The following is a 24280-nucleotide window of genomic DNA, read 5'->3' as shown; positions in this document are numbered from 1 at the left end:
GTATTAACGCACGCCCGTATTACGTTCGACCGGCTCGCAGGGAACCGAAGAAGCCGACGACCCTGAGCTTCCTGGGCGCTTGCCGGAGGTGTCCTGACAACGTGGCGTCAGCTGAAGTTGTTCGCGGAGGATTCGCCGTATCTCCAGGATGGCCAGCGGGTTCTCCTGCACGCTGTGCGTCGACGCAAGCACCAGCTCGGACGCGGCGCCCTCCAGGTGCGCGCTCCCGTACGGCACGACGCCGTCGCTCGAGAGCGCCTCTGCAACGCCGGGCGTGTCGTTGCCGATGATCGAGTGGAAGCGCACGCGCGGGTCCATCGGCAAGCCCGACGACAGCCGCACGAAGGCGTCGCGGTCGCTCAGGTTGTCGATGCTGTTGGGAATGCGCAGCGGCCCGATGTCCTGCTTGCCGGGCGCGATGCGCATCAGCTCGCGGGAAACATCGTTCAGCTGCCCGAGCATCGCCACCGGCAGCGTGATGAGGTTGGCCACCCAGCGCGAGACGCGGTTGTTGGCAAAGGGCGTGCCGCGGTGCGGCGAGGCGATGAAGATCGCGTCGCTCACCTGCGGCAGCGGCTCGAAGCGCAGGTAGGGCGCAAGCTGCTGCTCGATGCGCTGCTGCTGCGCACCCTGCATGGGGTAGCTCGCGATGAGCGCGTCCCACAGCTTTTCGCCCGACGAGGACACCAGGAGCCGCGAGAGCACGCCGCCCATGCTGTGCCCGATCAACGTGATGTTGCGCGAGGCCTCCGCCCGGCCCGTCGGGTCGAAGTGCGCCAGCGTCTCGGTGATGGCCTGGCGGATCGCGAGGTTGTTGATCGGCAGCGGCGCGTTCGTCGGGTAGTAGACCTGCCAGATCTGGTAGCGGCGCCGCAGCGTTTCGTCGCCCAGCACCTCGTTGGCCACGTTGATCCACGCTTCGGGGCTGCTCGCGAGGCCGTGCAGCATGATGACCGTGCGCCGGTCCGGGTCGTAGGGCTGCATCAGGTAGATGCGCGGCCGGGTGATGCCGTCGGCGCTGCCGAACAGGCTGCGCAGCGCCTGGCGCGCGAAGTCCGAGCGGGCAAGCCAGAGGCCGTAGCCGGAGGTGAAGTTGGCGGCGAGCGGAACATCCTGTCCGGCGAGCCGCGTGGTCGAGGTGCGGTAAGGGTCGAACACCACGATGCGGGTGGTGCGGGTGTCGAGCACTGCGCGCAGGTCCGCGCCCTCGAAGCGCAGGAGCGCGGTGAGGCCGGGGAAGGGCATTTCGCTGTAGGGGGGCGTGTAGTCTTCGGCCGCGGTGCCGGTGGTGTCCGTGGTGTCCGCAGGATGCGGCGAGGGGCCTGGCTGGTTGGTCGCCACCACCAATTCGGCGCCGAAGCCGTCGCGCCGGTAGGTGTTGCGCAGCCCCGAAAAGGTGAGCGAGGCGGCGGGAATCAGCTCCTGCGGCACCGGGCCGCCCGGCCGCAGTTCGAGCGCGGACAGGTCCACGTCGATGCGCCATTCGCCCACCTGCGGCACGCGCGGCAGTGCGTTCTCGTCCGGGCGGCCATCCTGGCGGTAGCGACTGAAGAGGCCGGTGATGGCCTGCTGCACCGCGTAGTTGTAGTAGTCGCGTACCTGCGTCTGGCGGTCTTCGAAGGCCCGGTCGCGCGGCTTGCGCGCGGTGAAGAAGAGGTACGCATAGGCATGCCGCGCGGTCTCCAGCCATGCCTCGATGGTGGCCGGCGCGGCGGGCCCGGCGGGCCCGGCGAACCTGGCGTCTGCGCCGCCGGGCTTGCCGGCCGCGAGCGCCACCTGCAGCCAGACCTCCGAGAGCGCGGACAGGCGTTGCTCGTCGGTGATGCCGGGCGAGTCGGCCAGGGCCTGGCGGCAGGCGGGGCCGTTCTTGCCGCATGCATCGGCGTCCGTGCCGATCACGCGCAGCACCTCCTGCGCCGAGGTGCTCAGCTTGCCGGTGGTGAGCACGTCGCCGCGGCGTTGCGCGAGGTATTCGGCCGGCGAGATCGAATCGACGGTGACGCCCGCGCAGCCGGACAGCAGCAGCGCGGCGCACAGCACCATCGGCAGTGCCGGGAAGCGCGAACCCGTCATGGCTTGGCCCCGGCATCGACGGCCATCTCGACGCCCGGCAAGCCGTGCCGGATGGCTTGGGAGAAACTTTCCGTGCCGGGGTCGCGGTCGAATGCGCGCGCACGTTCGGTGATGCGCCCGGCCGCGCGCAACTCCTCCATGCCCAGGCGCGGCGTGAGGGCTCCGACGTCGTGCAGGTACTCGGGCAGGTAGCCCGAGGCCAGCAGCCGCCAGTCCATCGGCAGGCCCGGCACGACGTGCCTGGCGAGCGCGTAGACGATGGTCGTGCAGTTCGCGGTGAGCGTGTTGTAGAAGCTCGGCGCCTGCACCAGCGCCGCGCCTTCGCCCAGGTAGCCGAGGAACAGCGAGCGCATCTCCGATTGCGGCAGGCGCACGCGGTACATGTAGACATCTTCGCCGCGCACGTTGGTGCGCACCCGCAGGATGTCGTGCTCGTCGGCCGCGACGAGGCTGGTTTCGAATTGCTTGAAGAAGCCGCCGACGGACGAGAAGCTCTCGCCGCGCTCCTTGCGGATCTCGATGGAGAAAGTGACGAACTGGCCGTCGTCGAAGCCGAAGGAGACCAGCGTGTGCGCGATGGCCGGGCCGGTCCAGTAAGAGAGCGAAACGTCGACCGAGCGCAGGCGGTCGAGATCGTAGCGGCGGGTTTCCCAGCGCGGGGTGTAGTCGGTGTCGCTGCGCCATTCGAAGTTGCGCACGTTCTCCATCGTGACCTTGCTCCCGTCGACGCGCGCGACGAGTTGCCGCGCGACGTCGTCTGCCCAGACGCGGTCTTGCGAGGGCAGGATGGTGCCCCACCACGCGAGCACCATGGCGAAGCCCGCGGCGTACGAGAGCAGGGCGCGTCCAGCCCTGCCGCGCCAGAGCAGCGCGATCGCGACGAGCCCGAAGCCGGCCCAGAGCACGCCGGCCGCGATCTTGACGGCGGGCGTTGCCGGGAGCTGGTACCACAGGGCCGCAGCGGCCCACGCGGCCGAGAGCAGCACCGCGAGCGAGGCCACGATGCGGCCGGAGATACGCAGGAACGTTCGGATCATGGAAGGAGAAGGAAAACTGGAGACTTGCAACGAATTCATTACGCGCATCGCGCAATGCAATGCCGAAGCTTACGACGCGCCTGCGGTCGGTGGTCTCCACCGGTAACGGGTAAGCGGACTGTCAGAAAGCGCACACAGAGTGAACCGGCGCGCCCCCGGTGCGCCGCCCTTGCGCAGGCGAATGGGCGGAACAAGAAGACCAACAGGAGACCTCCCTCATGAAGATGCGCAAACACGTGCCGGCGTTGGCTGCTGCTGTTTCGGTGCTGATCGCAGGATGCGGCACCGGCACCGGCACCGGCACCGGCGGCGGCAGCGGCCTCGTTTCCCGTACCGACTCCACGGGTATCACCAAGCCCGCCGTGCCGATCACGAGCGTGAACACGCTGCAAGGCTCGACCAAGGACGTGTCGGTGGAATTCCACGAAGGCACCAACATGGCGGCCGCGCCATCGCCGGACGGCAAGCGCATTGCGTTCACCGCGATGGGCGCGCTCTGGATGCTGCCGCTGCGCGGCGGCATCGCCACGCGCATCACCAGCTGGGACATGGAGCCGACCGCGCCGGTGTGGTCGCCCGACGGCAGCCTCGTCGCATTCCAGAACTACGACGCGGAGGGCAACTACCACCTGTGGGTCGTCAACCCCGACGGGTCGGGCCTGCGTCGCGTCACCACCGGCCCCTACGACGACCGCGAACCGGCATGGACGCCCGACGGCAAGGGCCTGGTCTTCGCATCGGATCGCAGCAACGACGGCAACTACAAGATCTGGCGCGTATCGCTGGACGATGTGTACACGAGGCTGACCTCGGGCCTCGGCGCGGAAAGCAACCCGGTCCTCTCGCCCGACGGCAAGCAACTGGCCTTCGTGGACACGGCGCGCGTCTTCACCCGCGCGGTCGGCGGCACCGAGGCGCCGAGGCTGGTCGGCCCCGGCACCATGCCCGCCTGGGCGCCCGACGGCTCGGGCCTGGTGTTCCAGACCGACCGCAAGACGCTGAACGTGCGCGGCAAGGACGTCGCGCAGAACGAAGACCTCTTTCCGTTCCCGGTCCGGCATCTCGCGGACGGCCGCTTCATGTACACGGCGGACGGCCAGATCAAGATCCGCAATGCGGCGGGCGAGGCACCGGCCAGCGTGCCTTTCAGCGCGACGCTGACGGTGCGCAGGCCCGTCATCGACAAGCGCAAGGACCGCGGCTTCGACGCGCTGGGACCGCAGCCGGTGCGCGGCATCAGCGGGCCGGTGATCTCGCCCGATGGGCAGAGCGTGGCCTTCGTGGCGCTGAACGACGTGTGGGTGATGAAGATCGGCCAGGCGCCCGTGCGCCTGACCCACGACAAGGCGCGCGACGGCAGCCCGCAGTTCACGCCCGACGGGCGCGCCGTGTACTTCTCGACCGAGAAGGGCAACGGCGGTGCGCTGGCCATCGACCAGGTCGAGATCGGCTCGAAGCGGCGCACGCGCATTGCGGCCATCCCCGCCAAGTCGATGGTCACGCCGAAGATGTCCCCCACGGGGGATCGCATCGCCTACACCACCGGCTCGGGCCAGCTGGAGGTATGGGACATCGCCTCGCGCACGCCGCAGGTGGTGATCGCGCAGGTGAGCTCACAGGTCAGCACGCCTTCGTGGCTGCCGGACGGCAAGCGGGTGGTGCTGGTGGACAACGAGCGCATGAACAACCGCTTCCGCGAGGGCTACAACAAGCTGCGCGTGATCGACATCGCGGCCAGGACCGGCACCTTCCATTCCGTGACCAAGGCGCCGATGCAGATCTCCGACCGCGAGGAGGGCGCCGCGGTCGTCTCGCCCGACGGCACCAAGGTGGCCTTCATCATGGATTCGGTGCTGCACGTGATGCAGCTGAACCCCGACGGCTCGCCCTTCGGCGCGCCGATCAAGCTCGCCGCCGAGGCGGCCGACATGCCTTCGTGGGCGGGCGACTCGCGCACCATCCTCTACAAGGCGACCGACAAGCTCAAGACCATCGCGGCCGACGGCTCGGGCGCCAGGGAGATCCCGCTCGATCTCTCGTGGACGCAGGCCGTGTCGAACGGAACGACGGTAGTGCGCGCGGGGCGCCTGTGGGACGGCAACAGCGAGACCCTGCGCACCGACGTGGACATCGTGATCAACGGCAACCGCATCACGGCGATCCGTCCGCACGATCCGTCGGCTGCGCGGCGTGCCCGCAAGTACATCGATGCATCGGCGCTCACGGTGATGCCGGGGTTGTGGGACCCGCACTTCCATCCGCTCACGCTGTACCAGGGCGGCCAGTACGGGCAGGTGGCCGCGTCGATGCTGGCCTACGGCATCACCTCGACGCAATCGGTGGCCGGGCCGCTGCACCAGAGCATCGAGATGCGCGAGGCGCTGGAGGCGGGCAACCTCGTGGGCCCGCGCCTGTTCGTCTCTCCGCCGCTGTGGGAGGGCAACCGGCTTTTCTACAGCTTCGCGCGAACCCTGCGCAGGCCCGAGGTGGCCGACCTGGAGATCGCGAAGGCCAAGGCCATGGGCGTCGACTACCTGAAGTCGTACGTGCGCGCACCGATCCCGATCATGGCGAAGATCGCGCAGGCCGGCCTCGACATGGGCGTGCCCACCGGCACGCACATGCTGGCCCCCGGCGCGGCGGCCGGCATCGGCGGCACCACGCACCTGTCGGCGACGCAGCGCATGGGCTATGGCTGGTCGAAGTCGGTCGGCGGCTTCACCTACCAGGACGCGTACGACCTGCATGCGAAGGCCGATTTCCATGTCGTCGACACGCTGTTCTCCTCACTTGCGCTGGTGGGACAAGACCCGCTGATGACCAGCGACGACCGCTTCAAGCTGCTGATTCCGCCGAACTTCCTCACGGGCCTGAGCGGCACCGCGACGCCGACGCCGGCCGTGCTGCAACTCGCGCGCAGGGATGCCGAGCAATCGGCCAAGGTGCAGCGCGCAGGCGGCCTCCTGGCCATCGGCACCGACACGCCGCTGGTGGCGCCCGGCATCGCGCTGCAGACCAACCTGCGCGCGGCGGGCATGGTCACCTCGAACCACCAGGCGCTGCAGAACGTGACGATCAACGCGGCGAAGATGAGCCGCGTCGAGCAGGACCTGGGCACGGTGGAGGTCGGCAAGCTGGCGGACCTGGTGATCGTGCGCGGCAATCCGCTGCAGGACCTGAAGGCTGCGGCGGCCGTCGAGTACGTGGTGAAGAACGGCGTGAGCATGTCGCTCGGCGAGATCCTCGCGCCGTTCCGCACGCCGGCGGCCTTGAGCGAACGTCGCAAGGCCGTGGTCGCCTACGAGAAGCTGTGCCGCGCCGACCCGCACGACTGCGCGGACATGAACCACGCGGACTGAGCGCGTCCGCCGCACTGGGGCCTACAGCTGGTAGGTCACCAGCTTGAAGTCCGGGTCTTCGGGGAACGACTTCACGGTGAAACCGATGCGGCGCACCAGCTTGAGCATGTCGGGGTTGTTGGCGAGCACGAGGCCGTCGACTTCCGACAGGCCCCGGTCGCGCGCCACGTCGATGATGCTTTCCAGCAGGCGCGAGCCGATGCCCTTGCCGCTGAACTCGTCGGCCACCACCAGCGAGAACTCGCAACTCGTCTGGTCGGGGTTGGTGACGTAGCGCGACACGCCCACGATGCGCTCGCTGTCCAGAATCGTGCCGTCGGGCGCGTTGCTGCGCTCCATCACCACGGCCACCAGCGCCATCTCGCGGTCGTAATCGATGAGCGTGAAGCGCGAGAGCATCGAGGGCGGCAGCTCGTGGAAGCGCGAGACGAAGCGGAACCAACGGCTCTCGGGCGAGAGGCCCTGCACCAGCGACTGCAGCATCTGCGCGTCGTTCGGGTGCACCGGCCGCACGGTGTAGATGTCGCCGCCCGTGCCGGGCAGCGGCCATTCGCGCCGGTAGCGCGCCGGGTACGGCATGATGGCCAGGTGCTGGTAGCCGCTGCCCACGTGGCCCGCCACCGCCTGCGGGCTGCTGTCGACCACGATGCGCGCATCGACCGACACCGCGCCGTGCTCGTCCACGATGATCGGGTTGATGTCCATCTCGCGCAGCTCGGGCAGCTCGCACACCATTTCTGACACGCGCAGCAGCACGTCTTCGAGCGCCTCCATGTTCACCGGGTTCGCGCCGCGCCATTCGCCCAGCGTCTCGGCCACGCGCGAGCGCTCGATGAGGCGGTGCGCGAGGAACTGGTTGAGCGGCGGCAGCTCCATCGCGCGGTCGTTCATGAGCTCGATCATGGTGCCGCCCGCGCCGAAGACGATGACCGGGCCGAAGGGCTCGTCGGTCACCAGGCCCACGTAGATCTCTCGGCCGCGCCGCGCCTTCACCATCTTCTGCACCGTGACGCCGTTGATGCGCGCTTCGGGCGCGAGCCGCGCAACGCGCTCCATCATCTCCACGTAGGTATCGCGCGCGCTGGTGCCGTTGAGCACGTTGAGCGCCACGCCCTCGACATCGGACTTGTGGCTGATGTCGGGCGAGTCGATCTTCAGCGCCACCGGAAAGCCCAGTTGCGTGGCGATCATCATGGCCTCGTTGGCGCTGCGCGCAAGCAGCGTGCGGGTGATCGGGATGTGAAAGCACGACAGGAGCGACTTCGACTCCATCTCGGTGAGCACCTTGCGGCGCTCGGCCAGCACGCTTTCGATGATGAGGCGCGCGCCTTCGATGTCGGGCTTGGCAAGAGCGGAAAGCGGCGGCGGGGTCTGTTGCAGCAACTGCTGGTTTTGATAGAAGGCCGCGATGTTGCCGAATGCGCCCACGGCCGCCTCGGGCGTGCGAAAGCTCGGAATGGTGGCCTCGGCCAGCACCGCGCGCGCATTGCCGACCGAAGAGTCCCCCATCCAGCAGGCGAGCAACGGCTTGTTCATGGGGCGCGGAATATCGGCCAGGGCGCGGGCCGTGGCCGCGGCATCGACGCCGGCCTTCGGAGAGAAGATGGCCAGCACGCCATCGACCTGGCTGTCGGCCGAGGCGGTGTCGATGGCGGCGCGGTAGTGCGCGGGCGTGGCGTCTTCGGAGAGGTCGATCAGGTCCGTGAGCGTTGCGAGCAGCGGCAGCGCGGGCTGCAGCAGTTTCTGCGCTGGCGCCGAGAGCTTGCCCAGATCGAGGCCGATCTCGTTGATCCAGTCGGCCGCCAGTACGCCGGGACCGCCGCCGTTGGTGACGACCGCGAGCCGCTTGCCCACGGGCCGGTAGCGCGAAGCCAGGCACTTGGCGGCCGAGAACAGCTCGACGAAGGAGCGCACCCGCACCGCGCCGGCGCGCCGCAATGCGGCATCGAACACGTCGTCGCTGCCCACGATGGCTGCGCTGTGCGTCTGCGCCGCTGCGTTGCCGGCAGGCTTGCGCCCCGCCTTGAGCACCACCACCGGCTTGGCATGCGAGGCCGAGCGCAGGGCGCTCATGAAGCGGCGCGCGTCCGAGATGCCTTCCAGGTACACGATGATGCTGTGCGTGGCCTGGTCGTTCGCGAGGAAGTCGAGCACCTGCGGAATGTCCACCGAGGTGTGCGGGCCGAGCGACACCACGCTCGAAAAGCCCACGCCGTTCTGCCGCGCCCAGTCGAGCATCGAGGCGGTGAGCGCGCCCGATTGCGACACCAGCGCGAGCGGCCCGGCCTTGGCCAGCGGCCCTGCGACGCTGGCGTTCAGGTGCAGCAGCGGGCGCTGGAAGCCCAGCGAGTTGGGCCCCAGCAGGTGCACGCCTTCGCGGCGCGCGATCTTGCGCCACTGGGCCGCCTGCTCCGGCGCGATGCCGTTGGAGATGACCACCGCCGCCTTGCAGCCGATGCGCCCGGCGATCTCCAGAGCGGCCGCCACGTCCTGCGGCGCGAGCGCGATGAGGGCGAGGTCGGCGTGCGTCTGCGAGAGTTCTTCGAGCGTGCCCTTGGTGTGCACGTCCAGGAAGCGCAGCGTGCCGTCGAAGCGGTTGGCGCGGAAGGCTTCGCGCAGCACGCGGCCCGATGCGGTCTGGCCGCCGGGGTCGCTGGCGTTGCCGACGAAGGCCACGGCGGAGGCGGGTGCGAAGAGCGGGGTCAGGAAGTGCTTGTCCATGGCCTAGTTTGCACCGATCGCCGGGCCCTGTCGCCTGTGCCCGCATGGCTCCTGTACACTCCGCGCTCCATGTCGTGCCTCCCACTCCACACCGCATCCGCCGCCGCCCGCCTGGGCCGGATGATGCCGCCTGCATTCCCGCAGGCAATGGGTGCACGAATGATTACCTCCATTACCACCGCGGCCACCTGAGCACGCGCAGGTGGCCGTTCCGGCAGCCACCTGGTGAATCGCTCTTCTCCCCGAACGAATGAAACCCAGCTCTGGCAGCTGGGTTTTTTGTTTGTTTTTTTGTTCGGAGAAGCCTCATGTACCGCGATCCAGTCCTGTCCCTTCAGCCCCTTGCCGGTGTTCCGGTGGCCATGCGCCCGCTGCGCGTGGGCATGATCGGAATCGGCACCGTGGGCTCGGGAACCTTTCGCGTGCTGGCCCGCAACCAGGCCGAGATCGCCGGCCGCGCAGGCCGAGGCATCGAGGTGGTGATGGTGGCCGCGCGCAACCTGCCGCGAGCGGCCGGCATCGTCGGCGAAGGCGTTCCGCTGACGGACGACCCGATGCACGTCGCCACGCACCCCGACATCGACGTGCTGGTCGAAGTGGCCGGCGGCACCGGGCCGGCGCGCGACTGGGTGCTGGCGGCCATCGCGCACGGCAAGCACGTGGTCACGGCCAACAAGGCGCTGCTGGCCGAGCACGGCGCCGAGATCTTCACGGCCGCCCGGCAACACGGCGTGGCCGTGGCGTACGAAGGCGCGGTGGCGGTCAGCATCCCCATCGTCAAGGCGCTGCGCGAAGGGCTCACGGCCAACCGCATCGAATGGGTGGCGGGCATCATCAACGGCACCACGAATTTCATCCTGAGCAAGATGCGCGACGAGGGCCTGGACTTCGCCGCCGCACTCGCAGAGGCGCAGGCCCTGGGCTACGCCGAAGCCGACCCGGCCTTCGACATCGAGGGCATCGACGCCGCGCACAAGCTGACGCTGCTCGCCGCCAATGCGTTCGGCACGCCGGTGCGCTTCGCGGATGTGCAAGTGGAGGGCATCACCACGCTGCAGGGCGCGGACGTGGCCTGCGCCGAACAGCTGGGCTTTCGCATCAAGCTCCTCGGCATCGCGCGACGGCGCGAGGAGGGCGTGGAACTGCGCGTGCAGCCCGCGCTCGTGCCCGCCACGCACCTGATGGCGCATGTGAACGGGTCGATGAACGCGGTCATGGTCAAGGGCGATGCATCGGGCGTCACGATGTACTACGGCGCGGGTGCGGGCTCGGAGCAGACCGCATCGGCCGTGATCGCCGACCTGGTGGACGTGGCGCGGCTCGATGGCACCCATGCGGCGCAGCGCGTGCCGCATCTCGGGTTCCATGCGCATGCGATGAGCGATCTGAAGGCGCTGCCGCGTGCCGCGGTGTGCACCTCGCACTACCTGCGGGTGCCTGTGCATTCGGCGGGCCAGATCGAAGCGGTCGCGGCGTTGCTGGCAGGGCATCGGGTGCCCGTGCAGCAGATGGTGCTGGCAGCGGAGCGGCCGGAAGCGGGACCGCAGGTGTTGGTGCTGACCGAGCCGGCGCCGCAAGCCGCGATCGACCTTGCGGTGCATGCGCTGCAGGCGAGCGCAGCGGTTGCCGGCGCGGTGACGACGCTGCGGGTGGAGGCGCTCGCGGGCTAAGGTCTCAGCGCGGCAGTCGATCCGGTCCGCTGGCGGGGATGTCGAGGCGCACGAAGGCCTCCACGTCCAGCCAATGAAGCTCGTCAGGCTCGAACGGCAGGGAGCGCGTCATCCCGTCCATCCGGACCCTCACGGCAGCGGAACTGGTCGAGGTCACGGTCCCCAACTGTCCCTTGAACTCGACGCGTGCACCTCGCCTGGCGGGCACGTTGTACCTGGCTCTGATGTGTGAGTAGTTCATGATTTGAAACAATAGTATTACTCGATTGTTTCAAAATGCAAGCTGTATCACGTAGGACGCCCTTGTCAGCCCTCGTTCGCCTGCGCCAGCAGCCATTGCCTGAACACCTGCAGCGACTGCATCTGCGCCGACTCTTCCGGGTACACGAGGTGATAGCCCTTGGCATAGCGCCACTTGCGCCGCGACAGCCGGCGCAGCCGCCCCGAGGCCACCGACTCGTCGCTCATGTAGGGCGGCAGCAGCGCCACGCCCATGCCGGCCAATGACGCGTTGAGCGCCATCGACATGATGTCGTAGCGCGGTCCTTCGCGGCCCGCTTCGGCCACGATGCCTTCGCGGGCGAACCACTCGTCCCACGCGCCGGGCAGTGTCTGGTGGTGGATCAGCGCCGAGCGCGGCGTGTTCGCATCGACCGTCTTGCCGTGTGCGGCGATCCAGGCGGGCGCGGCGTAGGGCGACAGGTCCAGCGGCAGCACGAACTCGCTGTGCAGGCCCGGGCGCTTGCCGTCGCCGAATTCGAGCGATGCATCGACCGGCGTCGCGCTGAAATCCACCGGCCCCACGCGCGTGCCCAGGTTCAGCGTGATCTCGCCGTGGTCGCGCGTGAACCCCGGCAGGCGCGGAATCAGCCAGTAGCTGCCGACCGAGGCGCCGCACGACAAGGTCAATTCGCCGCCGCGGCCCTTGAGCGCCATCACGTTGGCCGTGGCGCGCTCCAGCCGCTGCAGCAGCGGTGCGACTTCGCCGAGGTAATAGCGGCCCGCGTCGGTCAGTGCGAGGGCTTCGCGACGGCGCGTGAAGAGCTTCACGCCGAGCCGGTCTTCCAGCGTCTGCACCTGCCGGCTCACCGCGCCCTGCGTGAGGCGCAGCTCCTGTGCGGCCGCGGTGAAGGAGCGCAGCCGCGCGCTCGCCTCCAGGCACATCAAAGACATCGTCGAAGGGGCGCGAACGTGCTGGTTCATGAGAAAAGAACAAGTCTGGTGCATGCCCGCTCTGGTGGTAACCCTGAGCGCACCGCCACCGTGCATGAGGAAAGCTCATGCTAATCCCAGAAAACGTGGCTTGTCCACCGGCGCTCGCGAACTGATCATCGGCACACCGATCCTTCACTGCCGGAGTTCTCTGCCATGCGTCCACGTGCCTTGCTGTGTGCTCTTTTCGTCGCCGCGATGGCGGTGGTCTCGCTGCCGGCGCTGGCGGCCTATCCCGACAAGGCGATCCGCCTGATCGTGCCCTCGGCGCCGGGCGGCGCACCCGATTCGTTGATGCGCGCCCTCGGGGCGCAGCTGTCGCAGCAGATGGGCGTGCCCATCGTGATCGACAACAAGCCCGGCGGCTCCTACACGATCGGCACCATGGACCTGGTGCATGCCGCGCCCGACGGCTACACGCTGGCCTACGGCAACATCGTCTCGCTGGCCACCAACCGGTCGCTCTTGCCCAACGTGCCGTACGACGTCGAGAAAGACCTGACGCTGGTGGCCAACACGCTGCGCCTGTCGAACCTGATGATCGTCAACAACGACCTGCCGGTGAAGAACGTGACGGAGCTCGTCGCCTACGCCAAGAAGAACCCCGGCAAGCTGGCCTTCGCGTCCGATGGCAACGGCACCACGGCGCACCTGGGCGTGGAGCTCTTCAAGTCGATGACCGGCACCAACATGCTGCACGTGCCCTACAAGGCCGCGACGGCGGCGGTGACCGACCTCATCGGCGGCGGCGTGCAGCTGATGATGGTCAACACGCCCGTCTCGGGCCCGCTCGCGCAGTCGGGCAAGGTGAGGGCGCTGGGCATCTCGTCGCGCCAGCGCTCGGCCACCTACCCGGACGTTCCCACCATCGCCGAGGCCGGTGTGCCGGGCTTCGAGGTGGAGGCCTGGGGCGGGATCATCGGGCCGGCGCGCATGCCCAAGGAAGTGGTGGCCAAGCTCAATGCCGAGATCCGCACCGCGCTGGCCAACCCCGGGCTGCGCGAGCGCTTCCGCCTGCTGGGGGCAGAGACCGATTTCGCGACGGCAGACCAGTTCCTGGAGCTCTCGCGGCGCGAGACGGTCAAGTGGGCAAAGATCATCAAGGACTCGGGCGCCAAGATCGATTGAGTCGACCGAATCGGTTGAAGCGACTGAAGGCCAACGCACCATGACCCCCTGGAAAGCCGCAAGGCCCGGCGACCCCGTCGGCGCCATCGACACCCCCGCGCTCGTACTGGACCTCGACGCGTTCGAGCGCAACCTCGCGCGCATGGCCGAGGCGCTGCGCGGCAGCGGCGTGCGCCTGCGCGCGCATGCCAAGTGCCACAAGACGCCCGAGATCGCGCGGCGCCAGGTCGCACTGGGCGCGGCCGGCATCTGCTGCCAGAAGGTGAGCGAAGCCGCGGTGTTCGTGGAAGCCGGCATCGCCGACGTGCTGGTCACCAACCAGGTGATGGGCGAGACCAAGCTGCGCCACCTTGCATCGCTCGCCCGCAAGGCGCGCATGGGCGTGCTGGTCGATCACCCCCGGCAGGTCGAAGCGCTGAGCGCCGTCGCAGAGGCCGAGGGCGTGACGCTGGATGTGTACGTCGAAGTCAACGTCGGCGCCAACCGCTGCGGCGTGGCGCCGGGCGAAGAGGCGGTGCGGCTCGCGCTGCAGGTCGCGGACGGCGCGCCGCAACTGCGCTTCATGGGCCTGCACTGCTACCACGGGCCGGCGCAGCACCTTCGCGCACCCGAGGAGCGTGCCGCGGCCATCGCCGGCGCCGTGGAGGCCGCACGCACAACCCGCGCCGCCATCGAGGCCTGCGGCGTCGCAGTCGAGCGCGTGACCGGCGCGGGCACCGGCAGCTTCCCGCACGAGCGCGACTCAGGCGTGTTCAACGAGATCCAGGCGGGCTCCTACGTCTTCATGGACCGCGACTACGGCGACAACCGGCGCGGCGAGGGCGATGTCGCGTTCGAGCACGCGCTCTTCGTGCGCACGACCGTCCTGAGCCGCGCGACGGCCGAGCGCGCCGTGGTGGACGCGGGCCTGAAGGCCTCCAGCGTCGATTCGGGCATGCCGACCGTCTGGCAGCGCCCCGAGCTTCGCTACGTGAAGGCCGCCGACGAGCACGGCGTGCTGGCCACGACCGACGCCGCGGCGCTGGCCCTGGGCGATGCGCTGATGCTGGTGCCCGGCCACTGCGACCCGACGGTCAACCTCTACGACGAACTGGTCTGCGTGCGCGGCGGGCGGGTGGAGACCCTGTGGCCGATCGCCGCGCGCGGCGCGCTGCTTTAACTCTCTTCTATCCAAGGCATTCAAGGTACTCATTCGATGCAGGAAAAATTCGACCTTCTCATCCGCAACGCCAGCATCGTCGACGGCACCGGCGCGCCTCGCTTCACGGGCGACATCGGCATCCGCGGCGACCGCATCGCGCGCATCGGCGATCTCTCCGCCGCGCAGGGCGAGGTGGAAATCGACCGGGCAGGGCGCATCGCGGCACCCGGCTTCATCGACGCGCACACGCACGACGACCGCCTCATGCTGTCGAACCCCGACATGGCGCCCAAGGTCAGCCAGGGCATCACCACGGTGATCGCCGGCAACTGCGGCATCTCGCTCGCGCCGATGCCGGGCGGCATCACGCAGCCGGTCACGCCGCCGCTGAACCTGCTGGACGAGGAGGGCGGCTGGTTCTCGTTTCCCACGTTCGCCTCGTACATCGCCGAGCTGCGCGCCAAGCCCGCGGCCACCAACTGCGCGCTGCTCGTGGGGCACACCACCTTGCGCGTCGCGACGCTGGACGACCTGGGGCTGCCGGCCACCGACGAGCAGATCGGCCGCATGCGCGCGCTGGTGCAGGAGGCGCTGGAAGCCGGCGCCATCGGCGTTTCCACCGGCCTCTACTACGAGCCCGCAGTCGCCGCGCCGACCGAGGAAGTCATCGAGACCTGCCGCCCGCTGAAGGACTTCGGCGGTGTCTACTGCACCCACATGCGCAACGAAGCCGACCGCGTGATCGACTCGCTCGAGGAAACCTTCCACGTCGGCCGCGAGGTGGGCGTGCAGGTGGTGATATCGCACATGAAGGTGGTCGGGCCCGAGAACCACGGCCGCTCGCAGGAGGCGCTTTCGTTCATCGAGAAGAACATGGCCACGCAGCCCATCTGCCTGGACTGCTACCCGTACACGGCCGGCTCGACCATCCTCTCTTCCGACCGCGCCGCGAGCTCCTCCCGCGTGATCGTGAGCTGGTCCAAGCCCATGCCCGAATACGCGGGACAAGACCTTGACGTCATCGCGAAAAAGCTGGGGGTGGGCCAGGACGAGGCGATCCGCCAGCTCAGCCCGGCGGGCGGCATCTACTTCCGGCTGGACGAGGCCGACGTGCAGCGCATCCTGAAGTTCGACCAGACCATGATCGGCTCCGACGGCCTGCCGCACGACGCTTCGCCGCACCCGCGGCTGTGGGGCAGCTTTCCGCGCGTGCTGGGCCACTACGGCCGCCTGCTCGGGCTGTTTCCGCTGGAGACGGCGATCTACAAGATGACCGGCCTCACCGCGAAGAACTTCGGCCTGAAGGATCGCGGCGTGCTGAAAGAGGGCGCCTACGCCGACCTGGCCCTCTTCGATGCCGACACGGTGGACGAAGCCGCCACCTACGAATCGCCGATGGCGCCGGCCCGCGGCATCGAGGCGGTGATCGTCAACGGCCAGGTCGTGTGGCAGGGCGGTCCGACGGGCGCGCGGCCCGGGCGGGTATTGGCGCGCGAGATCGAAGCGGCGAAGGCCTGAGTCACCACGCGTCCGTGCGGCCTTCCAGCGCGCGGCGGGCGAGCAGGAAGGTCGCCGCATTCCAGCTCTGGCCGGCCATGCCCATCGGCACCAGCGTCTTGCCGTGGAACCACTCGGTGAAGCGCCAGTCGTCGAGCGCGTTCACGCGCGCGAGCCGTGCGAGTTCGGCCCAGCCGAGGGCGTCCTGCCCGAGCCGGGCCAGCGCCATCACCCAGAAGCCGCCGACGAAGGGCCAGATGCCGCCGTTGTGGTACTGGTGCACGTCGTTCTGCTGGTGGCGCCCCATGTAGGGCCGCCACAGTTCGTGCTGGCGCGACAGCGGATGCAGCACCACCCGCACCGGATGCGGATCGCTCGCGCGCGCCGCGGCCACGGTGTCGACGATGCGGCCCGCCATCGCCGGGTCTACCAGCCCGGCCTGTATCGCCAGCACGTTGCCGAACACGTCGCCCTCGTCGCCGACGACCGCGAAATTGACGAAGCTCAGGTACAGGCCCGGGTCGCGCCGCCCGCGTCGCGCGTAGTGCCGCAGCAGCCGCGCCCGGTGGTACTCGGGCAGGTCGCGCTGGAACGGGTTGAACATGTGGTTGAAGTGGTGCTGCGTCTCCTCGATGTGGTCGAGCGCGAAGCGGCGCTTGACGTCGTACCAGAGCGCATTGCTGTAGAGCACGTAGCCCGAGCGCGGCATGATGTCGGCCCAGTCGCTCGCTTCGTTCTGCTGCAGCAGCCGGAAGTGCTGGTGCTCCTGCGCAAGAAGCCAGCCGATCGCGCGGGCCACGCCGTCTTCCCAATGCGATGGGCCGACCTTGCCGTGGCGGCGCACGTGGTCCACCGCGATCAGCCACCACAGCGTGGCGTCGATGCAGCCCAGGTACCAGAAGTCCGCATCCTGGCCCTCGGGATCCACGTACTTGGGAATCTGGCCGTTGGCCGCCTGCTGTTCCGCGAGCGCATCGAGGCTCGCGACCGCGCCTTGCTCTAGCGCGGGCACGCCGCTGCCGCACATGGCCATCACGCAGATCGCCGCATCGCGCCCGAAGATGCGCGTGTAGCGCCGCGCCACGGCCGCCTCGGTGCGGCTGGCGGCCAGGATGCCGTGCGGTGTGAGGTTGCTTTCCAGGAGCGCCAGCGAGGCCTGAGAGCAGGCGTCGAGCAGCGCGAGCGAATCGGAATCGGGCATCGTCGTCATTGCGTGAATCGTAGGGGATGCCGCGCGCGGCAGTCCGACGTCCGGGGTGGCCCGGTGCTCACGGCTTGGCCTCGTCGTACGCTGCAGGCTCCAGACGTTCGCACAGCAGAAGACAGGAAGAAGAAACCATGGCGCGCAAACCTGCCGGGAGCCCCACCAGCGCTCCCGCCCACGACATCGACCGTTTCGTGCGCGTGCGCGGCGCACGCGAACACAACCTGCGCAACGTCGACGTGGACATCCCGCGCGACGCGCTGGTGGTGTTCAGCGGGATATCCGGCTCGGGCAAGTCGTCGCTGGCCTTCGGCACGCTGTATGCCGAGGCGCAGCGGCGCTATTTCGAATCGGTCGCGCCGTATGCGCGCCGGCTCATCGACCAGGTGGGCGTGCCCGCGGTGGATGCCATCGACGGCCTGCCGCCTGCCGTGGCGCTGCAGCAGCAGCGCGGCACCCCGAGCACGCGCTCCTCGGTGGGGAGCGTCACCACGCTCTCGAGCCTCTTGCGCATGCTCTATTCGCGGGCCGGCGACTATCCGCCGCGCCAGCCGATGCTCTATGCGGAAGACTTCTCGCCCAACACGCCGCAGGGCGCCTGCCCGACATGCCACGGCCTCGGCCGCATTTTCGAGGTGACCGAGCGCTCCATGGTGCCGGACGACACCCTCAGCATCCGCGAACGCGCCATCGCCTCGTGGCCGCCGGCCTGGCACGGCCAGAACCTGCGCGACATCCTCGTCACCATGGGCATCGATGTCGACAAGCCCTGGCGCGACCTGCCGAAGAAGACGCGCGACTGGATCCTCTTCACCGAGGAGCAGCCCACGGTGCCCGTGTACGCCGGCTTCACGCCCGCGGAGACGCGCGCGGCGGTGCGCAGCAAGATGGAGCCGAGCTACCAGGGCACATTCATGGGCGCGCGCAAGTACGTGCTGCACACCTTCGCGACCACGCAGAGCGCGCTCATGAAGAACCGCGTCGCGCGCTTCATGGTGGGCGGCGATTGCCCGGGTTGCAAGGGCAAGCGGCTCAAGCCCGAAGCCTTGTCGGTGCGTTTTGCAGGGCTCGACATTGGCGAGATCTCGCGCATGCCGCTCGCGCAGTTCGCGCAGGTGCTGCGGCCGGTGGCGGCGGGGGAGGCGCCCGCGTCGCCGGGCGGCGCCGGCACACGCGGCGCCCTGCGCGAAAAAGGTGGCGCGCACGCCGCGGCGCCCGACGTGCGCCGCACACCCAATCAATCGGTGGAGAAGCGCATCGCCGCGCAGCGCATCGCGCACGACCTGCTTGAGCGCGTTACGGTGCTGAACGACCTGGGCCTGGGCTATCTCTCGCTCGACCGCAGCACGCCGACGCTGTCGCCGGGCGAACTGCAGCGCCTGCGCCTGGCGACGCAGATCCGCTCGAACCTCTTCGGCGTCGTCTACGTGCTCGACGAGCCTTCGGCCGGGCTGCACCCGGCGGACGGCGAGGCGCTGGTCGTGGCCCTCGACACGCTCAAGCGATCGGGCAATTCGCTCTTCGTGGTCGAGCACGACCTGGAGCTGATGCGCCGCGCCGACTGGCTGGTGGACGTGGGCCCCGATGCGGGCGAGAAGGGCGGCCTCGTGCTCTACAGCGGCCCGCCCGAGGGGCTGCGCCACGTGAAGGCGTCGCACACCGCGCGCTATCTGTTCGCGCCGGACACCGCATCGTCGCGGCCGGTGCGGGAGCCGGCCGCCTGGCTGAAGCTGGAAGACGTCACGCGCAACAACCTCGAGGGCCTGTCGGTGGCGTTTCCGCTCGGCGTGATGACGGCGGTGACCGGCGTCTCAGGTTCGGGCAAGTCCAGTCTGGTGAGCCAGGCGCTGGTCGAACTGGTGGCTGCGCACCTGGGCCACGAGGCGCCGCCGCCGGACGACGAACCCGATGCCGAGCCCAGCCTCGCGGGCCGCACCGGCGGACACATCGCCGGCGGGATGGAGCGCATCCGCAGGCTGGTGCGCGTGGACCAGAAACCCATCGGCCGTACGCCGCGCTCCAACCTGGCCACCTACACGGGCCTTTTCGACCATGTGCGCAAGCGCTTCGCCGACACCAAGGCGGCCCGCGCGCGCCGATTCGATGCCGGCCGGTTCTCGTTCAACGTGGCCAAGGGCCGGTGCCCGACCTGCGAGGGCGAAGGCTTCGTGAGCGTCGAGCTGCTCTTCATGCCCAGCGTGTATGCGCCGTGCCCCACCTGCCACGGATCGCGCTTCAACGAGCAGACGCTGAAGGTCACGCTGCGCGACCGCACCATCGCCGACGTGCTGGCCATGACGGTGGAAGAGGCGCATGCCTTCTTCGCGGACGACGCCGCCATCGAGCGGCCGCTGCGGCTGCTGGCCGCCATCGGCCTGGGCTACCTGCGGCTCGGGCAGCCGGCCACCGAGCTGTCGGGCGGGGAAGCGCAGCGCATCAAGCTCGCGACCGAGCTGCAGCGCTCGCAGCGCGGCGATGCGCTGTACGTGCTGGACGAGCCGACGACCGGCCTGCACCCGTCCGACGTGGACAAGCTGATGGCGCAGCTGGGCGGCCTGGTCGATGCCGGCAACACCGTCATCGTGGTCGAGCACGAGATGCGGCTGGTCTCGGCCTGCGACTGGGTGATCGACATGGGGCCGGGCGCGGGCGAGGAGGGCGGGCGCATCGTGGCGAGCGGCACGCCGCAGGCGGTCGCGAAGGCCGCGGGGAGCAGGACCGCGCCGTACCTTGCGCGCTGGACAGCGCCGGGCAAGTAGACCGCGCGAGGCCGCGGAGGCCCGACTGCACCTACAAGCACCCGCGCCCAAGCCCCACGGCCGCACATCTTCGGGCACCCAGGATGAAGTCTGTTCATTTCGACTTCAACCTTCTTCAAGGAGCCCTCATGGCAAGAGACCAGAACCCCCTTCATCACGACGATCTCAACCGCGATCCCATCTCCGGCGCACCCGGCGCGCATCCCGTGGGTACCGGCGTCGGTGCCACCGGTGGTGCCGTGGCCGGCGCCGCCGTCGGTGCGGTCGGCGGCCCTGTGGGCGCAGCGGCCGGCCTCGTGGTCGGTGCAGTCGTCGGCGGGCTCGGCGGCAAGGCCGTGGCCGAGCGCGTGAACCCGACCGCCGAACATGCGTACTGGGAAGGCGCCTACGACCGCGAGTCTTACTACGAGACCGGGCGCACCTACGACGACTACGGGCCGGCCTACGAGCTGGGCTGGTCCAGCCGCGCTTCTGCGGTCGATGAATTCGCCGCCGTCGAGCCTTCGCTCGCACGCGAGTGGGAAGCACGCCGCGGCAACTCGTCGCTCGACTGGGAGCGCGCCCGCCCGGCCTCGCACGCGGCCTGGGAGCGCGCCGACCGCCTCTACTTCAACGAGGAAGACACCGCGATTCCCGAAGGCGATCCGCTGTCGAACGACGATGTGGTCGACGTGTTGAACGACCTCCTCGAAAACACCCGCGACGGCGAATACGGCTTCCGCACCTGCGCGGAAGAAGTGGAAACCGGCCGCCTGAAGGAGGTGTTCGCGTCGCGCGCGGCGCAATGCCAGGCGGCGGCGAGCCAGCTGGTGGAACTCGTCATCAGCTACGGCGGCAAGCCTGCAGAAGGCGGCACGGCCACCGGCGCGATGCATCGCGGCTGGGTCCACGTGAAGGGCGCCCTGGGTGCGAACAGCGAGCTGTCCATCCTCGAAGAATGCGAACGCGGTGAAGACGCGGCAGTGGCCCGCTATCGGAAGGCCCTGAAGCAGGCATTGCCCGCGGGCGTGCGCCAGGTCCTGCAGACGCAGGCGCAAGGCGCGCAGCGCAACCACGACCAGATCCGCGACCTGCGCAATGCAGCGCGCGCGGCCAAGGCAAGCGACTGACCTGGGAACGCTTGAATCCCGCATGGAACCGCGGCCCTCGGGCCGCGGTTTTTTCGTTTCAGAGTTGGACCGAGAGCACCGACGCCAGGTGTTCCATCGCCTTCTCGTGCAGAGGGCGGTTCTTCCAAGCTTCGAGCGTGACCCGCCTGGACTGCTTCAGGTCGGCCTCGAACTGCACGGTCTCCGCGGCAGCGAAGGCTTCGTCGTAGATGTTGAGGTTGGCCTCGTCGTTCAGGCGGAACGAGCGGTTGTCGAAGTTGGTCGACCCCACGGACACCAGCAGCCCGTCGACCATGAAGACCTTGCAATGGAACATCGTCGGCTGGTATTCGCTGATCTCGGCGCCGGCTTCCAGCAGCGGGCCCCACGCGGCACGAGAGGCGGCGCGCACGGTCTGCGAATCGATGATCGGCCCGGGCGTGATGATCCGCAGGCGCACACCGCGCTGCATGGCGGCGACCAGTGCGCCGACGGTCAGGTCGTCCGGCACGAAATAGGCGCTGGAGAGGTCGATGGTCTTCGTGGCCGCCGCGATCGACAGCAGGTACATGAGGTGCATGCTCTCGCTGCCGCCCGAAGGCGAGCTGCTGAACACCTGCGCGCGGCCGTCGCCTGCGGCGGGCAGCGGTGGAAAGTAGCGTTCGCCGTGCAGCACGTCGCCCGACACCTTGACCCAGTTGTCCATGAACACCGCCTGCATCTGCGCGACCACCGGCCCCTCGACCTTGTAGTGCGAATCGCGCCAGTGCTGCGGGTCCTGCCCGTTGCCGGTCCATTCGGGCGCGATGCCCACGCCACCGGTGAACCCGACACGCCCGTCCACCACCAGGAGCTTGCGGTGGGTGCGGTTGTTCATGCGGCCGATGTCGTACCAGGTCGGCTTGTGGAAACGCCGGATCTGCACGCCGGCCGATTCCATTTCCTTGATGAAATCGTCGTCCACCTTGGCGCTGCCGACCCAGTCGAGCAGCACGTGCACCGGAACGCCGGCCCGCGCGCGCTCCGACAACGCATCGGCGAACTCGCGGCCGATGTCGCCCGACCAGTAGATGTAGGTCTCGAAGGTGATGCTTTGCTTCGCGGCGCGGATTGCTTCGAGCATCGGCGGGAAGATCCGGTCGCCGTTGTAGAGCGCCTCGAAGCGGTTGCCCCCGGTGATGGGCGGGCCGAGCAGCACGCCCAGGGCGCGCTGGTATTGCGCATCGTGCAGCGCGTATTCGCGGCGCACCTGTTCGTCGAGCTTTTTCTCGCTGCCGCCGAGGTTCACCACCAGCAGCGTGGCGGCGACGGTCAGGACGAAAGTCCAGACAATCGCCTTGAAGGTCTTGCGGTGCCTCACGCTGAAAGAACGCGCGGCATGCTCAATCGATCAACTGCGTCTTGATGGCGTAGTAGGTGAGGTCGCTGTTCGTGGAGAGGTTCATCTTCTCCATGAGACGCGTGCGGTAGGTGCTGATCGTCTTGACCGACAGCGACAGCGCCTCGCCGATGCTGCCCACCGATTCGCCCTTGGCGAGCTTGAGGAACACCTGGAACTCGCGCTCCGACAGGTGCTTGTGCGGCGGCTCGCTGTCCTTGCGCTCCAGCTGGCCTGCCAGCAGCTCGGCCACCGAGGCCGAGATGTAGCGGCGACCGAGCGCCACGGTGCGGATGGCGTTGGCGATTTCCTCGGGCGCGCATTCCTTGTTGAGGTAGCCCGACGCGCCTTGGCGGATCAGGTTGACTGCGTAGTGCTCTTCCGGATAGCCGCTCAGGATGAGCACGCCCAGCTGCGGCGCCTTGGCGCGCACCATGGCCAACGCGTCGATGCCGCTTTGCCCGGGCATGGACAGGTCCATCACCAGCACGTCCATCTCGGTGGTGCGCACCATGTCGATGGCCTCGCGGCCGGTGCCGGCTTCGCCGACCACACGGAAATCCACGAAGGTAGAGAAGAAAGCCTTCAGGCCTGAGCGAACGACCGCGTGGTCGTCGACGATGCCGATCTTGATCATGAGGGGCGCTCCTTTCCGCGTGGATGAAATTGAAAGATGGCCGCGCACTTCGCGGCGACAGGAACAATGCCACAGCGGCGCGGCATTCCCCATCGGCACATGCAGGTCGCGCTCTTGTCCTGCACGGCGACGCCGTCGTGTCCGCCAAGAAGACGCGGCAAGCTACCGATTCGTGGCGCCGCGCCTACAGTGCATGCCCCGCCGCGCCGACATGGCGGCCACCGGCGGCGCGAAAACATGCCGGCTTTCATCCCACCCAACGAAGGCCGGACCATGCCGACGAACACCCCGATCGAGCCCATGCTCGCGAAGATCGCCGAGGCCGTGCCGCCCGAAGGCGACTTCCTCTACGAACCCAAGTGGGATGGCTTTCGGGCGATCGTCTTTCGCGATGCGTCGGGTGTACGCATCCAGAGCCGCGACCTCAAGCCGCTGGACCGCTACTTTCCCGAACTGAACGCGGCGCTGCTCGCAGGCCTTCCGGCCCGCTGCGTGCTGGACGGCGAGATCGTCATCGTCGGAGCGGCCGGGCTCGATTTCGATGCGCTGCTGCAGCGCGTGCATCCGGCCGCGTCCCGCATCGAGCGGCTGGCGCGGGAGACCCCCGCCTCGTTCGTGGCCTTCGACCTGCTGGCGCTCGAGGGGCGCGACCTGCAGCGCCGCAGCCAGGGCGAGCGGCGGATGCTGCTGGAGGCCTTGATGGCCGACGTCGATCCGCCGATCCACCTCACGCCGATGACCGAAAGCCGGGCGGTCGCCCTGCAGTGGCTGGACCGCTTCGAGGGCGCGGGCCTGGACGGCGTCGTCGCCAAGCGGGCCGACGGCGCGTACCTGCCGGGCGAGCGCGCCATGCTCAAGGTGAAGCACGTGCGCACGGCCGATTGCGTGCTGGCCGGGTTGCGGTGGCACAAGTCGGGCACGTCGGACGATCGCGTGGTGGGTTCGCTGCTGCTCGGGCTCCACGACGCGCAGGGCGTGTTGCAGCACGTGGGCGCAACCTCGTCGTTCGACATGGCCACGCGCCGCGCGCTGGCACGCGAACTGGCGCCGCTCATGCGCAATGCCGGCCGCGGGCATCCGTGGATCGGCGCCGACGATGCGGCCACCGCCGCGCTGCAGGCGCGCCAGCGCGCACCGGGCGGACGGACCCGGTGGAATTCGGGCAAGGATCTCTCGTGGGTGCCGTTGCGCCCGGAACGCGTGTGCGAGGTGCGCTACGACCACCTGCAGGGCGACCGCTTCCGCCACGGCGCGGTGTTCGTGCGCTGGCGGCCCGACAAGCCGCCGGCCGCCTGTACCTACGCGCAGTGCGAGGTCACGCCGCCCTATGAACTCGCACGGGTGTTCGCCGGCGAACGCAAAGGCCGGTCCTGAAG

The 24280-nt window shown here is 69.0% G+C and carries 15 protein-coding genes; 8 read left to right on the top strand and 7 right to left on the bottom strand.

Going from position 1 to position 24280, the window contains the following annotated elements; translation table 11 throughout:
* Nucleotides 1–3 precede the first annotated feature (3 nt).
* Together RT97_RS23580 and RT97_RS23575 are read right to left on the bottom strand one after the other, a co-directional pair.
* A complete protein-coding gene (locus tag RT97_RS23580; RefSeq protein ID WP_253278305.1) occupies nucleotides 4–2073 on the bottom strand; it encodes an esterase/lipase family protein in 2070 nt (689 codons plus the stop codon).
* Entirely contained in the window at nucleotides 2070–3110 is a 1041-nt protein-coding gene (locus tag RT97_RS23575) for an Lnb N-terminal periplasmic domain-containing protein (RefSeq protein WP_042581258.1), read from the bottom strand. The genes RT97_RS23580 and RT97_RS23575 overlap by 4 nt, the downstream gene beginning before the upstream one ends.
* Before the next feature lie 218 nt (nucleotides 3111–3328).
* Between RT97_RS23575 and RT97_RS23570 the strand changes: the two genes are divergently transcribed.
* Complete coding sequence (locus tag RT97_RS23570) at nucleotides 3329–6469, top strand: amidohydrolase family protein (protein ID WP_042581257.1); 3141 nt, start codon at nucleotides 3329–3331, stop codon at nucleotides 6467–6469.
* Nucleotides 6470–6490: 21 nt separating this feature from the next.
* Here the strand turns inward: RT97_RS23570 and RT97_RS23565 are convergent, their stop codons facing one another.
* Nucleotides 6491–9190, bottom strand: coding sequence for a bifunctional acetate--CoA ligase family protein/GNAT family N-acetyltransferase (locus RT97_RS23565; protein ID WP_042581256.1), 2700 nt, complete (start codon nucleotides 9188–9190; stop codon nucleotides 6491–6493).
* 308 nt (nucleotides 9191–9498) lie between these two features.
* Here RT97_RS23565 and RT97_RS23560 point away from each other — a divergent pair, with 308 nt between their 5' ends.
* The gene (locus RT97_RS23560; RefSeq protein WP_042581255.1) at nucleotides 9499–10860 is read left to right on the top strand and encodes a homoserine dehydrogenase; all 1362 of its coding nucleotides are present in this window, start codon (nucleotides 9499–9501) and stop codon (nucleotides 10858–10860) included.
* A 306-nt stretch (nucleotides 10861–11166) separates the two neighbouring features.
* On the opposite strand, the gene RT97_RS23550 is transcribed toward RT97_RS23560, so the two are convergent.
* Entirely contained in the window at nucleotides 11167–12063 is an 897-nt protein-coding gene (locus tag RT97_RS23550; protein ID WP_253278304.1) for a LysR substrate-binding domain-containing protein, read from the bottom strand.
* 165 nt (nucleotides 12064–12228) lie between these two features.
* Here RT97_RS23550 and RT97_RS23545 point away from each other — a divergent pair, with 165 nt between their 5' ends.
* From RT97_RS23545 to RT97_RS23535, 3 genes are read left to right on the top strand one after another with little or no spacing between them, the layout of a single operon-like run.
* On the top strand, nucleotides 12229–13200 hold the full coding sequence (locus tag RT97_RS23545; RefSeq protein ID WP_042581253.1) for a Bug family tripartite tricarboxylate transporter substrate binding protein: 972 nt from the start codon (nucleotides 12229–12231) through the stop codon (nucleotides 13198–13200).
* 40 nt (nucleotides 13201–13240) lie between these two features.
* Nucleotides 13241–14359 carry a DSD1 family PLP-dependent enzyme gene (locus tag RT97_RS23540; protein ID WP_042581252.1) on the top strand — a complete coding sequence of 373 codons (1119 nt, stop codon included), beginning with the start codon at nucleotides 13241–13243 and terminating at the stop codon, nucleotides 14357–14359.
* Nucleotides 14360–14395: 36 nt separating this feature from the next.
* Nucleotides 14396–15859 (top strand): N-acyl-D-amino-acid deacylase family protein, encoded by a 1464-nt coding sequence (locus RT97_RS23535; RefSeq protein WP_042581251.1) that lies wholly within the window; start codon nucleotides 14396–14398, stop codon nucleotides 15857–15859.
* Nucleotide 15860: 1 nt separating this feature from the next.
* Here RT97_RS23535 and RT97_RS23530 read toward each other — a convergent pair whose 3' ends face one another.
* Complete coding sequence (locus RT97_RS23530; RefSeq protein ID WP_042581250.1) at nucleotides 15861–17048, bottom strand: amylo-alpha-1,6-glucosidase; 1188 nt, start codon at nucleotides 17046–17048, stop codon at nucleotides 15861–15863.
* A gap of 128 nt (nucleotides 17049–17176) precedes the next feature.
* On the opposite strand from RT97_RS23530, the gene RT97_RS23525 reads away from it, so the two are divergent.
* Both RT97_RS23525 and RT97_RS23520 read left to right on the top strand, forming a co-directional pair.
* On the top strand, nucleotides 17177–19801 hold the full coding sequence (locus RT97_RS23525) for an excinuclease ABC subunit UvrA (protein ID WP_042581249.1): 2625 nt from the start codon (nucleotides 17177–17179) through the stop codon (nucleotides 19799–19801).
* Between the two features lie 128 nt (nucleotides 19802–19929).
* Complete coding sequence (locus RT97_RS23520) at nucleotides 19930–20910, top strand: ferritin-like domain-containing protein (RefSeq protein ID WP_042581248.1); 981 nt, start codon at nucleotides 19930–19932, stop codon at nucleotides 20908–20910.
* Nucleotides 20911–20968: 58 nt separating this feature from the next.
* Here the strand turns inward: RT97_RS23520 and RT97_RS23515 are convergent, their stop codons facing one another.
* Entirely contained in the window at nucleotides 20969–22249 is a 1281-nt protein-coding gene (locus RT97_RS23515) for a phospholipase D-like domain-containing protein (protein WP_042581247.1), read from the bottom strand.
* Nucleotides 22250–22271: 22 nt separating this feature from the next.
* Entirely contained in the window at nucleotides 22272–22904 is a 633-nt protein-coding gene (locus tag RT97_RS23510; RefSeq protein ID WP_042581246.1) for a response regulator, read from the bottom strand.
* A 273-nt stretch (nucleotides 22905–23177) separates the two neighbouring features.
* On the opposite strand from RT97_RS23510, the gene RT97_RS23505 reads away from it, so the two are divergent.
* The gene (locus tag RT97_RS23505) at nucleotides 23178–24278 is read left to right on the top strand and encodes an ATP-dependent DNA ligase (RefSeq protein ID WP_042581245.1); all 1101 of its coding nucleotides are present in this window, start codon (nucleotides 23178–23180) and stop codon (nucleotides 24276–24278) included.
* Nucleotides 24279–24280: the final 2 nt, after the last annotated feature.

The sequence above is a fragment of the Variovorax paradoxus genome, assembly GCF_000834655.1.
Taxonomy (GTDB): Bacteria; Pseudomonadota; Gammaproteobacteria; order Burkholderiales; family Burkholderiaceae_C; genus Variovorax; species Variovorax paradoxus_F.
The sequence above is the reverse complement of the archived record's forward strand: the minus strand, read 5'-3'. Positions and strand labels throughout refer to the sequence as shown.

What these genes read in the sequence shown, in the direction of transcription:
- RT97_RS23580 (WP_253278305.1), bottom strand. Translation starts at nt 2,073, where the DNA reads ATGACGGGTTCGCGCTTCCCGGCACTGCCGATGGTGCTGTGCGCCGCG.
- RT97_RS23575 (WP_042581258.1), bottom strand. Translation starts at nt 3,110, where the DNA reads ATGATCCGAACGTTCCTGCGTATCTCCGGCCGCATCGTGGCCTCGCTC.
- RT97_RS23570 (WP_042581257.1), top strand. Translation starts at nt 3,329, where the DNA reads ATGAAGATGCGCAAACACGTGCCGGCGTTGGCTGCTGCTGTTTCGGTG.
- RT97_RS23565 (WP_042581256.1), bottom strand. Translation starts at nt 9,190, where the DNA reads ATGGACAAGCACTTCCTGACCCCGCTCTTCGCACCCGCCTCCGCCGTG.
- RT97_RS23560 (WP_042581255.1), top strand. Translation starts at nt 9,499, where the DNA reads ATGTACCGCGATCCAGTCCTGTCCCTTCAGCCCCTTGCCGGTGTTCCG.
- RT97_RS23550 (WP_253278304.1), bottom strand. Translation starts at nt 12,063, where the DNA reads ATGAACCAGCACGTTCGCGCCCCTTCGACGATGTCTTTGATGTGCCTG.
- RT97_RS23545 (WP_042581253.1), top strand. Translation starts at nt 12,229, where the DNA reads ATGCGTCCACGTGCCTTGCTGTGTGCTCTTTTCGTCGCCGCGATGGCG.
- RT97_RS23540 (WP_042581252.1), top strand. Translation starts at nt 13,241, where the DNA reads ATGACCCCCTGGAAAGCCGCAAGGCCCGGCGACCCCGTCGGCGCCATC.
- RT97_RS23535 (WP_042581251.1), top strand. Translation starts at nt 14,396, where the DNA reads ATGCAGGAAAAATTCGACCTTCTCATCCGCAACGCCAGCATCGTCGAC.
- RT97_RS23530 (WP_042581250.1), bottom strand. Translation starts at nt 17,048, where the DNA reads ATGACGACGATGCCCGATTCCGATTCGCTCGCGCTGCTCGACGCCTGC.
- RT97_RS23525 (WP_042581249.1), top strand. Translation starts at nt 17,177, where the DNA reads ATGGCGCGCAAACCTGCCGGGAGCCCCACCAGCGCTCCCGCCCACGAC.
- RT97_RS23520 (WP_042581248.1), top strand. Translation starts at nt 19,930, where the DNA reads ATGGCAAGAGACCAGAACCCCCTTCATCACGACGATCTCAACCGCGAT.
- RT97_RS23510 (WP_042581246.1), bottom strand. Translation starts at nt 22,904, where the DNA reads ATGATCAAGATCGGCATCGTCGACGACCACGCGGTCGTTCGCTCAGGC.
- RT97_RS23505 (WP_042581245.1), top strand. Translation starts at nt 23,178, where the DNA reads ATGCCGACGAACACCCCGATCGAGCCCATGCTCGCGAAGATCGCCGAG.